7 protein-coding genes are annotated in these 13657 nt (G+C 51.3%); 2 read left to right on the top strand and 5 right to left on the bottom strand.

Features of this window, described 5'->3' with window-relative positions:
* The first annotated feature begins 124 nt into the window (after window positions 1-124).
* Complete coding sequence (locus AC4G46_RS07970; protein ID WP_491127456.1) at window positions 125-988, top strand: helix-turn-helix domain-containing protein; 864 nt, start codon at window positions 125-127, stop codon at window positions 986-988.
* 85 nt (window positions 989-1073) lie between these two features.
* Here AC4G46_RS07970 and AC4G46_RS07965 read toward each other — a convergent pair whose 3' ends face one another.
* On the bottom strand, window positions 1074-2144 hold the full coding sequence (locus AC4G46_RS07965) for an HD-GYP domain-containing protein (RefSeq protein ID WP_491127455.1): 1071 nt from the start codon (window positions 2142-2144) through the stop codon (window positions 1074-1076).
* Between the two features lie 609 nt (window positions 2145-2753).
* On the opposite strand from AC4G46_RS07965, the gene AC4G46_RS07960 reads away from it, so the two are divergent.
* A complete protein-coding gene (locus AC4G46_RS07960; RefSeq protein ID WP_491127454.1) occupies window positions 2754-6290 on the top strand; it encodes a M14 family metallopeptidase in 3537 nt (1178 codons plus the stop codon).
* A 458-nt stretch (window positions 6291-6748) separates the two neighbouring features.
* Here the strand turns inward: AC4G46_RS07960 and AC4G46_RS07955 are convergent, their stop codons facing one another.
* The 4 genes from AC4G46_RS07955 to AC4G46_RS07940 all read right to left on the bottom strand — a co-directional run bounded on the left by AC4G46_RS07955 (window position 6749) and on the right by AC4G46_RS07940 (window position 13499).
* Window positions 6749-7705 (bottom strand): glycoside hydrolase family 43 protein, encoded by a 957-nt coding sequence (locus tag AC4G46_RS07955; RefSeq protein ID WP_491127453.1) that lies wholly within the window; start codon window positions 7703-7705, stop codon window positions 6749-6751.
* 31 nt (window positions 7706-7736) lie between these two features.
* Window positions 7737-9551, bottom strand: coding sequence for a glycoside hydrolase family 43 protein (locus AC4G46_RS07950; RefSeq protein WP_491127452.1), 1815 nt, complete (start codon window positions 9549-9551; stop codon window positions 7737-7739).
* 63 nt (window positions 9552-9614) lie between these two features.
* Window positions 9615-11999 (bottom strand): alpha-L-arabinofuranosidase family protein, encoded by a 2385-nt coding sequence (locus AC4G46_RS07945; protein ID WP_491127451.1) that lies wholly within the window; start codon window positions 11997-11999, stop codon window positions 9615-9617.
* Between the two features lie 297 nt (window positions 12000-12296).
* Window positions 12297-13499, bottom strand: coding sequence for a sensor histidine kinase (locus AC4G46_RS07940; protein ID WP_491127450.1), 1203 nt, complete (start codon window positions 13497-13499; stop codon window positions 12297-12299).
* Window positions 13500-13657: the final 158 nt, after the last annotated feature.

Genomic DNA, 13657 nt, shown 5'->3' with positions numbered 1-13657 from the left:
AGAATCGTAATCAGACTAACACAATAAAAATGGGATTACTCCGCATTTAAGCGCATAAAACTTCGTTATTCCATTTATTTTGCTATAATAAAAGAATCATGTTGCCTGAGGAAAGGAGTTCCGCATGTCTGCCCCGATCTATCCCGATATCATGCGTTTCGGTACTGACTACGACCTCTTTAAACTGGAATTCGACCGGCGCACCGGCCCGTATTCAATGAATAACAATCACTACCACTTTCAATATGAGGTCTTCTATCTGTTCCAGGGTGAACGGAATTATTTCGTCAAAGACACCGCCTACCATATCCGGCCCGGCGACCTTGTAATGGTCGATTCCAACGCCCTGCACAAAACATCCGAGTCAGGCAGGCCGAACCATGAACGGATTGTCGTCTATTATTCACCCGGCTTTTTCGATACGCTGCGGCCGGACGAGCAGGAGCTGCTGCTTGCCCCGTTTACCCGGAACACTCCGGTAATCCGGCTGAATCTGCAGGAGCAGATGCAGGTAGAGCAGCTGCTGTATGCCATGCTGGATGAAATGAAGGAGCAGGCTCCAGGCCATGCGCTCCAGCTGCAGAGTGTGACAGCCGAGCTCCTGATCTACATTGCCCGTACTGTCCAGAAGCGCGGCATCCAGCCGGATGATCCGGCCTCCCCCTCCCAGCGCAAGGTGACCGAGATCGTCCGGCATATCAACCAGCATTACGGGGAAGCCCTGCAGCTGGACGATATGGCGGAAGCCTTTTACATCAGCAAAAGCCACCTGAGCCGCAGCTTCAAAAAAGTCACCGGCTTCGGATACACAGAATACGTCAATCTGATCCGGGTCCGGGAAGCCGAGCGGCTGCTGCGGGAGACCGTCTGGAGTGTCACCCTGATTGCGGAGCACTGCGGATTCGACAGCCTTACCCATTTCGGCAAGGTGTTCAAGAGCATATCCGGGGTCCCGCCGCGTGACTACCGGAAGCTGCACAGCTCCTGACGCCGCGGGAGTACGAACGCAAAAAGAGCAGCTTCTCCTTAGAAAAGCTGCTCTCTTTTACCCTATTAAGTTGTAACTCCCCACGTTAGCCGATAACATCCCTGATATGCACGAGACTCGTTTTACTCAAATCTATGAACTCATTTTGCGCCAGGGCAATGAGCGGGCGGGTCGGATAGTTCGAATTAGTCAGCACAATAGTGCCCGTCCGACCATCCGATAAATGGACCTCGCAGCCAACCTGGCTGGCCAGCAGCGAATCGAGAAACGTCATGCCTATATAAGAGTCAAAGCGGTTATGTATGATACCTTCGTGAATATTGTTGATGACTTCAAAAAATGAAACTGCAGGCCTGTGCGGCCGGTCGGAAATCATGGCCATGTAGATGTCTGCCAGGGTAACGATTTTGCTCAGCCGGTCGATCTGGTCCCCTTTGATCCCGTGGGGGTAGCCGCTGCCGTCTTCTCTCTCATGATGCTGCAGGGCGACCAGGGCAATACGGGGATCAACCCCCGAATTGGACAGCAGCTCATACCCGAGAACCGTATGCTGCTTCATGATCTCGTATTCATGCTTGTCCAGCCTGCCAGGTTTGGCGATCAGCGTGGACGGCAGTCGGACCAAACCGATATCATAGACACAGGCGGCGGTTGCCAGCAGCTCCATTTCTTCGTCGTCCAGTCCAAGCCGCCGGCCAAGGGATGTAGCGATAACCGCAACCCCTATGCTCTGCTTGTAGCGGTAATCCTCCTGCTCCTTAAGCTCCGAGAACACCTGGAACAGATTGAACCGCTTCGCAGTATCTTTAATGAAAGGAAGAATCTTCTCCTCTACATCGTCAATCGGAACGATTCCGTTGGCCCGTACGAGCCGGTCTATTTCCTGCAGATGCTTTTCCGTGCGCTTGGCCAGTCTGCGTGATTCAATGCTTGAAGGGCGAAGCCTGGCTTCTGCTTCAGGATGCTCCTGCTGCCCCTCCCCGTTCTCTTCGACAGCCTCCTCCACAATCCTGAGCTTGATTTTGAAATTCGCCAGCTTGTCGATGTGATTCTGATGCAGAACGGTATCCTTCGAAATTAACAGGATTCCGTCCGTGCTGTAGATATTGCTGCCCAGCTTTTTTCCGATAAAAATATCATATGCCTCAAGCGACATTTATGGACTCGCCCCGCCTTCCTTCCCTTAATTGCACAGACGCGCCGGATCACGATGATCATCCATCTGATAGATAGTATTCTAAGCCCTGTTCGGGCAGGTTCAAAGCATTAATTAGGGTTGTTTCCGGAAAATGAATCCTAAGTATGAGCTGTTGAACACTCGGGCCCCCGGAAGTGCATTTAGGACTACAATATACGATTTATTTCTTGGGTCATTGGAAGGATTGCTGCAGGGGTATGGATGCGCTCATTTGCACGCTTCTGCACACAAATAAATATCAGATACATAAGCCGCAACAGCTGCCGGATTTTTTAGTATTTTCATATTCATCAATATAATTTTTAAGCGTTATCATTTTGAAAATATAATTTTTTGGCTTAAATCTATGAAAAAGCTTCCGATTTTAATTAAAATACTATATTATAGTTTTCTATATGTATATTAAATGTGTTTTATGTATATTAATTCGTCACACGCAATGTGAATATTACATATTCATGGGAGATTTGCCGTACGAATCTACAGGAGGGATGCATAAATCTGCATAAGCAGACTCTACTGCCGTCCGGGCAGCGATCTATCAAACAAGACACTGGGAGGTATATGATGACTAAGAAATTTTTATCCTTATTAATCGCGTTAACTCTGACCCTATCCGGAATTATTCCGTCAGCCTATGCCGGAGCAGCTGTTACCGAGGTCCAGCCTCAGGTACAGACACAGGTTCAATCCTCAACGGTAACTGAAGAAGTCTATCAGACCCCTCCGGCCACCGTATCGGAAGAAGTCTACCAGGCTTCGATGACCGAAGCCAGAACCATGCCGGTTACGCTGACCCTTCCTGAAGGCGTTACAGCAGACCAGCTTACCTGGACATTCGGCAGAACCGCGGAAGAGATGAAGCCGCTGGCCGAATGGAAGAAATGGAATAATGCTTCGAACGTTAGAGCTTATACGGGAGATCCTTTTGTAAAAGTATCCTATGAGCCTGCTGCAGCTTCTACGGTAACCGCTCTGGTATACTTCGATATGCCATACGGTGTGAACCTGGCCGTCAGCGGCATCCGGGCCGAATATGTGAAGCTTGCCGGGGTATATAACCTGACTGCAAAAACGCCTGCCGGTGATGTGCTGGTAGAGCAGCAGGTGGATCTGAACCCGTATGATACCTATCATACATATGATGAAATCAAGCCGGCGATTGATAGAATCACCGCTGACAGCAACAACAAATACGGCCGTTATGTGGAGTACCAGCAGATTGGAACGTCCACACAGGGACGGGCAATCCACTTCTCCATCGTCGCCAAGGACAAGGCGTCCGTAGACCAATATTTGAACGAAACGCTGCCGCTGATGAACAACGACCCTGCCAAGCTGCAGGAAATGATCAAGAACGGCCAGCTTAAGGATTATAAAGTGCCGATCTGGCTGAACAACATCCATGCGGATGAAGCCAACGGTGTTGACGTTATTATCAAGTTCCTGGAAACCCTGATGACGGAAAAGATCGTCAACTATGATACAACCGATGCCAATGGCAATGTAGTTCCGGTAGCCCTCGATATCGACAAGGCGCTGGACAATGTGATTTTCCTGCTGGATTATGTAGAGAATCCGGACGGCCGTGCGCTCAATACACGTGCGACTTCCACCCTGCTTGACCCGAACCGTGACAACTCTTACCAGACACAACCTGAAACTCAGGCTGTTACTGCACAGATTGCCAAATGGACTCCGCTGAGCTTCCTGGATATGCACGGATTCGTGAGCGGCTTCCTGATTGAGCCTTGTACCCCGCCGCATGATCCGAACATTGAGTACGATCTTGTTATGGACAGCATGCTTGAACAGGCCAACGCTATGGGTAATGCCGGTATCGCCAACACCAAGTATGATGCATACCACATTCCTTATCTGGAAGCTGAAAAGCTGAAAAATGATCCTAACTATGCCGACCCATACGGCAACGCAACGGGCTGGGACGATGCTTCTCCGGCGTACACCGCTGTCTACGCTATGCATCAGGGTGCGCTTGGACATACCATTGAGGTTCCTGAGCTGAACGAAGATTCCCTGGATGCCTTCTACTATGCAACACTGGCTGCCACTAATTATGTACAGGGCAACAAAGAAGAGCTGTTCCTGAACCAGCTTGAAATCTTCAAACGCGGTATTAACAATGAAGACCACAAAGAAGTTGATCCTTACCTGGTTAACGCCAACTACGAGTCTATCGGCCGTGAGCGTGAAACCGAAGACACGAACTTCTTCCCTGAATATTATGTGCTTCCTGTAGCTAAAGATCTGCAGAAGAACGCGCTGGAAACTTACAAAATGGTGCAATACCTGCTCCGTAACGGTGTAAAAGTTGAACAGACCACTGCAGCGGTAACGGTAGACGGCAACACTTATCCTGCCGGAACTTATGTCGTAAACATGCATCAGGCTAAACGGGGTTATGCCAACCTTGTCCTGTATGATGGACTGGATGTATCCGACTTCGACGCCATGTATTCCGATACCGTACAGAACTTCGCAGATATGCGCGGATTTGACCGTTACATCAGCCGCAGTGCTGGTGCATTCACCGGCAAAACTACGCAGGTCAGCAGTATCGTAATTCCGGCAACGAACCTGGATCAGTATCCATTCTCGCAAAATTACGTTATCCGCAACAGCAACAATGATGCAATCAAAGCGGTTAACGAGCTGATCACGAACAAAAAAGCAGTAACACTGCTCGAAAACGGCGGTGCCGGCTATGAAAAAGGCAGCTTCCTGGTATCCAGATCCAATCTGCGGACCGTAGCTTCCAAATACCTGCTGGACATTGTACCGTTCTATGCCACAGGCGACAAAACAGGCAAGCTGCTGAAGCCGGCTAATGTAGCCATTGCCGGAGCACCTTCCTACATCCTGGCGGATCTTGGGTTCAAGGTAACTTCTGATCCTGTTGCTGCAGACGTGCTGGTTAACTCCGGTACTAATCTGATCGCCAGCGGCAAGCCGTTCATCGGTTATGGCCGTACGATCCTGAGCAGCGTTAAAGCTTTGAACGTCCTGCCAGGCCTTAATTTTGCCAATCCGGTGAATCAATCGAATAGAGCCGCCGCACATGAGGGCTTGTTCAAAGCAACCCTTTCACAGGATAGCCTGATTACTGCTGCTTATGAAGAAAGTGAATACCTGTACACTGTATCTGCAGCTTATATCACAGCTGTTCCGGAAGGCGCTGAAATCCTGGCGAAATACGGAACCGGCGATGACTTCTTCAAAGCCGGCTGGTGGCCGAACAATGATGCTGCCAAAGATCAGGTACTGGCTCTGGATTACCAGACGGACAGCATTCATGTAACCCTGTTCGCCAACGACCTGCTGAATAAATATCACCCGCAGAACCAGTTCAGATTACTGGCTAATGCCATCTACGCTTCGGCTCCGGCAGCCACAGAAGCTGACGGCATGGATCCTGGCGTACTGGAATCCGAGCCTGTAACGGGTGGACCAGCTCCAGCTGCAACTCCGGCACCGACTGCAACACCAGCTCCAACGGCAACACCGCAGCCGACAGCAACACCTGCTCCGGCAGGCAGCTTTACAGATCTGGGTAAGGTAACCTGGGCTGCATCGGCAATTGAAGAATTAAGCGCTAAAGGTATTATTAACGGCGTAGGCAACGGCAGCTTCGCACCGCTCAAGGAAGTTACCCGTGCCGAATTCATCACCATGATCGTCCGTGCTTTCGCTCTCCCGCTGGAGAATGCATCGGCTGACTTCACTGATGTGGCAGCAACCAACTGGGCTTACAGCTATGTTGCCGCCGGTGTAGAGAACGGTCTGGTTAACGGTGTAGGCAACGGCAAATTCGAGCCTAACCGTTCCATCACCCGTGAAGAGATGGCTATCATTGCTGCCAATGCCCTGACGAAGTTCAAAGGGAAATCGGTAAGCAATGCCGATGCCGCCCTTGCAGGCTTCAAGGACAAGGCAAGCATCGCTTCCTACGGTAAAGACGCTGTAGCGCTGCTCACCCAGGAAGGCATTGTGAAAGGGATGACCGCTGACACCTTCGCGCCAAAAGGCATTGCCAACCGCGCTCAGGCTGCTGTCATCATCAGCAATATCCTCAATCTGCAATAATCTGCATATAAAAGCTTAAACAGGGATGCCACTCGGCCGTTACGGCTGAAGGGCATCCCTGTTTTGCCTTGCAGATTCGTCTTGGGGCATCCTGCCGTTGGCAGTAGAAGTCTGCAGACTACTGTATATACATACTTACTCGTTCAATCTAGTTAGTTGGATTTTTGCTACTTAATTCTTGTATTTATCGGAGTTTGCGGCCATTAGGTGGAAAAAAGACATCTATTTCAGGCTACTAATCGCAAAAGGGCATATAGGGTGAATTTAGTTGGCGTTTTTCCAACTAGATTCCCGATAACCAGGTTTAGCGTAAAAATAGATGCCGAATTTCCACTTAGTTTGGATTCCCCCTTCCCCGACAAGCTGTCCCCGAAAATATGACAGATAATCGGAACTGAAACGAAATAAACCGTATCACACCGGAGAGTCCCCCGGTATGATACGGTTTATCAGTTTATTTAGAGCTGCAGTTCTTGGCCGTCCGGTACCGGCAGGCCGAATACCGGAAGCCCCTGCTCATCCCACTCTACCGGCTGGACACGGGCATGACGGTTCGGATCAAACAGGGGATCCCCTGTAATCTCCTTATAGTTTCTGGCATGATAGACGATCAGCTCCTGCGATCCGTCAGCCGATACCGTAAAGCTGTTATGCCCGGGACCATACTGGCCGGTCTCCTCGCTTGATGTGAAGACAGGAACCGGGGATTTGGTCCATGAGCCGGCATCCAGCAAATCACTGTCATCTGCTGCCGTGAGCATTCCCATGCAGTAATGATGGTTTGTTGCGCTGGCAGAATAGGTCAGGAAGATCTTGCCGTTCTTTTTGAGAATTGCTGCTCCTTCATTGACCCGGTAGCCGATTACTTCCCAGTCATACTCCGGCCGGGTAAGCACCGTCTGTCCGCCGTCCAGCGTCCACGGGTTGGCCATCTTCGAGATGAACAGGCTGGAGTTGCCCTGGACTGACGGGTCCTCCTGGGCCCACACCAGATACCGCGCTCCCCCATGCTCAAAGGTCGTTGCATCCAGCGAGAAGGTATCCCAGGCGGTATAAATCCGGCCCTTCTCTTCCCAGCTTCCCGTAAGCGGATTGTCCGATCCGTTCTCCAGTACATACAGACGCTGTGCAAAAGGCGCATCGTCGCTGCCTGCGGAGAAATACACATACCATTTGCCGCCGATAAAATGAATCTCAGGCGCCCACACATAACCGCTCATGATGCCGGTGACATGCTTGGTCCAAATGACTACCGGCTCGCTGCCGGCAAGCTCCCCGAGGGTCCGCGCTCTGCGCAGCTCAATCCGGTCGTACTCGGGAACTGAAGCGGTGAAATAATAATAACCGTCACTGTGTCGGTAGATGCAGGGATCCGCCCGCTGCAGGACTAATGGATTGGTAATGGTTTCTTTCATCTCTATTCAACCTCCTGATTATCTGAAGCTTCTACAGGTTCACCGGCTGCATCAGCCCGTTCTCGCCGAAGCTTAACGGATCGATGCAGGTTTCGCGGTGTATTCCCTTATAATCGTTGAACCGGGTCAGCGGTGTAACGAACCGGTGATAGGCAATCCAGTACTTTCCGGTATCCTTGTCCAGCATAATGGAGTGATGGGCGGTGCCGAGCATATCCTTGTCCTTATTTTTGCTGAGAACCGTATACTGATAAGTTACCGGCCCGTACAGCTGCTCCGCCGTTCCATAGTTCACATGATAATCTTCGCTGCCTGTATCGTCACAGGACCAGGTGAAATGATACAGCCCGTCCCGTTTGAGCACGGTGACTGCTTCGCGGAAATCATGCAGTCCTTCCAGATTCCGCATGGTGTCTTCCACCACCGAAATCATATCTGCGCCCAGCTCGACAACCGCAGCATGGCTGTTTCCGAACAGCAGGTATACCTTGCCGTCATCCTCGGCATAAATGGACGGGTCAATCGCCTGTCCCATGGTGATTCCCAGCCGCTGCAGCTGTCCCATGGTAATGAGCGGCTCAGGCTGCGCCGTGAACGGACCGGCAGGAGCATCGGCAACCGCTACGCCGATCGCACTCTCTCCGTCCGGTTTTTTGCCGCAGAAATAATAGAAGTAGCGGCCGTCCTTGCTGGCGATGCACGGAGCCCATGCGCTGCTGACTGCCCACGGCACATCATCGGTTGCCAGATCCAGAATGACGCCTTCGTCCTTCCACAGCTTCAAATCATCCGATGAGAAGACATGGAACTGCGTTCCCGACCAGCCGGTAAAGCCGTCTGTTGTCGGGTACAAATAGTAACGGTCACCGAACTTGGCCAGATCCGGATCAGCGAATTGCCCCGGTAGTACCTGGTGGCCGTCCCCGAAGGCCTGCAGCAGCAGGCTGGACTCTTCAAAGGTGATTGGCAGCACACCGCCATGGCGTTTTTTGTTTCTGCCGAGGTCAAACTCGCTGTCTTCCAGCACCCGGAACTCGCCGCTGCCGAGGTCAGAGGTTAGAAGCGGCAGATAGCCCTTACCCTCCGCATAGCGGTCCACGATCAGGCACCACTCCTCGCGCCCGTTCAGCTTGAAGATTTCCGGGCCCTCCACACCCATAATGGCTCCCAGAACAGGAGCATCTACATAGCTGAAGGCATCCTTATCCAGCGACGCACCTTCCTCTACCCGGATATTCTTCGTTGTCTCATCCTTGGAATAGCGGTAATACTTGCCGCCTGCCTCAATAATTGTAGTATCAATAATATGGTTGTCCCGCTCGATATATTTCTCAGCCGGCGTGAAGGTACGGAAATCCTTCGTGCGTGAGCTGTAGATTTTGTGCTTCCGTTCGCTTTCCTGCGGCTCCTGTGTAGCGGAAGCCCAGAATACCAGGAATTCATCCGCAGTCTCGTCATATATGGCTTCCGGAGCCCACACACAGCCGGCTCCCTCCACCCCGACAGTAACCGGCCAAGGCTCTGACCAGTTCACCAGGTCGGCAGATTCCCAGACGATAATATCACGGCTTCCTTCCTCAACGGCCGCCCCCCAGCCCTTGCCGCTGGCAATGCGCAGATCGGTGGCGATCAGATAGAATTTCCCTTCCTTGGGCGAACGGACGATAAAGGGATCTCTGGCCCCCTTTTCACCCAGCTCTGAGCGCAGAACCGGCAGGCCTCCATTCAGATCCTTCCAGTGCAGGCCGTTCTCGCTGTAAGAGAAATAGACCTGCTCACCGTCAGGCTGCTCCCCGATAAAATGGACTAACAGATAACCGGAATAAGTTGGTTTCGATTCGGACAAGATGAACCCTCCCTGCGGGATTAATAGATAATGTAATGGCAAATAGCGGATCTTACGTCTTGTTTAAGCCTTCTGTACTCTGAACACAGTAACCGAATGTGCCGGGAACTCATAATCAAAGCTGCTTCCTTCAAAGGCAATCGTCCGGCTGGACGGGCTGACCTTCAGCGGCTCAGCAAAGCTGTTCTCCGCATCCAGCTCCACTCCCGACAGCTCATGGACCTCAGCCTGGTAAGAAGCTGCGGCCAATTCCTGCAGTTCGACTGTAACCGGAAGCGGAGTGTCCTGCACGTTGACCGCCTTGACGATTACATCACCGGTTGCCTCTTCCACACTTGCCGTGTAATACAGCGGCTGAATGTCCGGCACACGGTCTTCCGCCGAGTTGATAACAACCCCGTTTATTGAAGCTGTAATCACGCGGCCGCTGACATGCAGCTCCAGCTCATAATCGGTATCATTCTCTACGGTGAACAGGCTCTGGGTCAGGCAGGAGCCCCGTCCGTTAACGACCGCACTCAGCGTGCTGTCCTGGTTCTGCCAGCCGCCAAGCTCCCAGTTCAGCCGGTTCTTGCTATCCTGCATACCGAAGAAGATCAGGAAGGCGCGGACGCCGCCTGTTTTGCGGGCAGTCAGGCTGAGCGTATAATCCCTCCAGTCCGTTTCCCCCAGCAGGAATGAGCGCTGTTCTTCCTCCTTGCTCACAGTGTCTTCCGTATCATTTAGCTCAACAGGCGCTTCGATCCTCTTCTGTTCACCTGTCAGATTGTTGGTCAGCGTAATGTTGCTGTACGTAACGGCAGATTTCTCGGCAGCCAGGACAATGCTGCCCTTCACCGGCTCCTGGACAGGCTCCGGCTTCTCCGGAAGATTCTCCGCAGCGATACTTAGCAGCCGGTCACCCTGATGGTTCATAAACAGCTTCTGTACATAATAATTCGGCGTACCGAACACCTCATGGTTATTGAACCAGATCATATCCGGCTTCCAGTTAACATAGTCGACATTGCACAGCATCGGCGCATAGCAGGCCAGGCCGATGGCATGAGCATTTCGCTCCAGCCGGGTCATGAACGCAGCCTCTACTAGAGCGTTATAGTAGGTATTGCCCCAGGATGCATATTCACCCAGGAAGACCTTGGGCTCATCAGCCTTGAAGCTGTCGTACCGGTCCATGTTGGCCAGGAACCATTCCGGGGACTGGTAGTAATGCTCGTCAACCAGATCCGAGCCGTGTTCTCTGGCCGAGGCCCAGCCCCGTTCGTATTCGCCGCCGGCAGCAAACGGACCGCTGCTGTTGATTACCTGGATATGAGGATACCGTTCCTTGATCGCCTTATGGAAATACGGATACCGCTCAAAGAACGGCTCGCCGACCTCCTCGTTGCCGATCGCGATGTATTCCAGCCCGAAGGGCTCGGGATGGCCGAGTGAGCTGCGGATTCCGCCCCACTCCGTCGTTGCGTCGCCTGTGGCGAATTCAATCAGGTCCAGTGCATCCTGGATCCACGGTCCGAGCTCGTCAAGGGGAACGATCCGCTTATGGTGGGGATCATAGCCGCCGGGCAGTACAGGAATGGCTTTGGCCCCGATGTCTTCGCAGAACTGGAAGTATTCGTAATAGCCCAGACCCAGCGTCTGATTGTACTGCCAGTTATTCCGTCTAGCCGGGCGTGCAGCAAGCTCTCCGATTGTATTCTTCCAGCGGTACATCGAATTCCGGTCATCCGGGTTCAGTGACCCGTCATGAACAAGGCAGCCTCCGGGAAAACGCATAAATTTCGGCTTCATATCCGCCAGCAGCACGGCAATATCCTCGCGCAGCCCGTTACGGCGGCCGAGATAGGTGTTCTGAGGGAACAACGATACCAGATCAACCTCGAGTCTGCCTTGCCCGCCGGTCAGAATGACCAGCCTGCAGGCATTGTCGGTGCAGCCTGCCGTAAGAACCGCTTCATATTTCTGCCACTGATCAGATTCTACGGCAAGCTCAGCTGAAGCACATACCGCCCCGTTGCTGTCTTCAATGAGGACACGTACCGGTGTGCTGAAGCTGTCACTGCGCCGTGCATACAACGAGAACAGGTAATGTTCGCCTTCCTTTACCGGAATACCTGTATTAAAGCCGGCATTGGACAGGCCCACACCGTCTCCAGGCTCGGTTATTTCAATCACCGCATAGTGCGGGTTTTTGGGATGGAACGGGGATTCGCTCGCAATGCTCAGCTCCGCACGCCCGCCTCCTCGCTCTGCCTTTTCCCAGGCTGTCAAAGCGTGGTAGGTGGGATGATCAATGGGATCAAATTCAAATGAGCGGTTCTGGACCAGCTCCGCATACAATCCCCCATCGGCTGCATGGTTGAGATCTTCAAAGAAAATGCCGAACAAATCGCCCAGCGGCGCTCCCGTTTGTTGCGCATACACCTTCAGCTTGGTCTGTTTATCCATTGGTTTGAGTCCTCTCTGCATAAACTTATTTAGTTAACATATTTATTAATACATTTATAATTATAAAAGTATTATAGGCAGATGAAGGAGAAGGAGTCAATCCATTATTATTGAAGAAGCTGACTAAAGAGCAGTTCAATGAATCCGCTTGCGATTTTTAATTAATGAATATATTAATTATATTTACATTCCCCATATAGTACAGCTCCCGCCCGGCCGCTTCATATCTGCTTCACACCTAACAAAAAGACCCGCCTCCCGGCAGGTCGCCCCTCTTCATTCTTATACTCGCACAGTTTAGGATACACTTTCCTCCATACAGGCAGCATAATCGCTGACCCACGGCAGGCTGACCTTCACATTCGTTCCCGCCTTTACTACGGAATTCACCTGGATTTGTCCGCCGTACATTTCGATTAATTGTTTACAGATGGATAACCCGATGCCGGTTCCTTTTGGCTTGGTAGTAAAAAACGGGTCAAAGATCCGGCTTAGCTTGTCCATAGGTATGCCCGCCCCGTTGTCGGCAAAATACAGAATAATCTCGTTCGTATCCGCTTGCGTCGTAATGGTAACATCAATTTGGCCGCTTACGGCTGTGAAGGCATCGATGCTGTTCTTCAAAATATTCAGGAAGACCTGCTCCAGCTGCGAGGCGTTTCCAAGCGTCCACACCTGTTCAGCAGAATAATGTACATTCAGAACAATATTATTGCTGATAATGAGCTGATTTACGATATTTACTACTCTATGTATCACCTCAATTACATTGAAAATCTCACCGTCTCTTTGCAGACTGTCCCCCTTCCGGGAGAGCACCAGAAAATCCGTGACCAGTCTGTTCAGGTTATCAATTTCCTTGATCGTGATATCCAGATAAGCCCGCAATTCTGCCGCCTTGATCTCGGGCTCATTCAGCCGGTTATGGATCAGCTGGGCAAAGCCCTTAATCGAAGCCAGTGGATTGCGGATTTCATGTGCCATTCCTGCAGCCATCTGTCCCATTACTGCTATTTTTTGCTCATGCAGGCTGTCAATTTCCTCATTTTTATTTGACAGATAGCCCTGGGCGAAACCGGTAAACCTGACCCAGTTGCATTCCATCAGACGGCCGTTAAAAAACAGCCGGTTCACGGGTTCATCCACCTTCTCCTCGATAATTCCGAACATGATGTTCTGGGCTGTCAGGTTCAGATCCTTGCTCATTTCCATCATAATATCAAAGTGCTCGCCGAATATGTCCGCGAGGAATATCCCTTGCTGGACACCCTCCTTGTGCGAATTATCAAGAAACTGTCCATAATCGGCAGCGTTCATGTACAGGGCCTCTATCATAAGTAATAAAATCGTAGTGAAGCTGGAATCCAGCAGTTCCTTGTGTGATTCTATAAACCAGGCAAGATTGTTATCCTTCCTCATTAAGGACTGATAATGACTGTCCAGAATAACCGGAACCGATAACATTAATGACGTGCGCAATTCAACTTCACTGTATGCCATTACTGTCCTCCCTTTACATTAGCAGCTATATTCAAGGAGCACCTTAAGCGCTTAGCCCAATATTCCCTATCTGAACTGTACGCTGACCTGTGCATTTTGTAAATATTGGATTACGAAAAGTTTCGGAACCACAGGATCCCTGTCAGATATTAGCCGGA

Source organism: Paenibacillus sp. fava2, assembly GCF_058313675.1.
Note: the sequence above shows the minus strand (reverse complement) of the source record. Positions and strands in the feature narration are given on the sequence as shown.

Bases quoted from the DNA above. Each gene is read 5' to 3' on its own strand.
- AC4G46_RS07970 (WP_491127456.1), top strand. From the start codon at position 125: ATGTCTGCCCCGATCTATCCCGATATCATGCGTTTCGGTACTGACTAC.
- AC4G46_RS07965 (WP_491127455.1), bottom strand. From the start codon at position 2,144: ATGTCGCTTGAGGCATATGATATTTTTATCGGAAAAAAGCTGGGCAGC.
- AC4G46_RS07940 (WP_491127450.1), bottom strand. From the start codon at position 13,499: ATGGCATACAGTGAAGTTGAATTGCGCACGTCATTAATGTTATCGGTT.
- AC4G46_RS07955 (WP_491127453.1), bottom strand. From the start codon at position 7,705: ATGAAAGAAACCATTACCAATCCATTAGTCCTGCAGCGGGCGGATCCC.
- AC4G46_RS07960 (WP_491127454.1), top strand. From the start codon at position 2,754: ATGACTAAGAAATTTTTATCCTTATTAATCGCGTTAACTCTGACCCTA.
- AC4G46_RS07945 (WP_491127451.1), bottom strand. From the start codon at position 11,999: ATGGATAAACAGACCAAGCTGAAGGTGTATGCGCAACAAACGGGAGCG.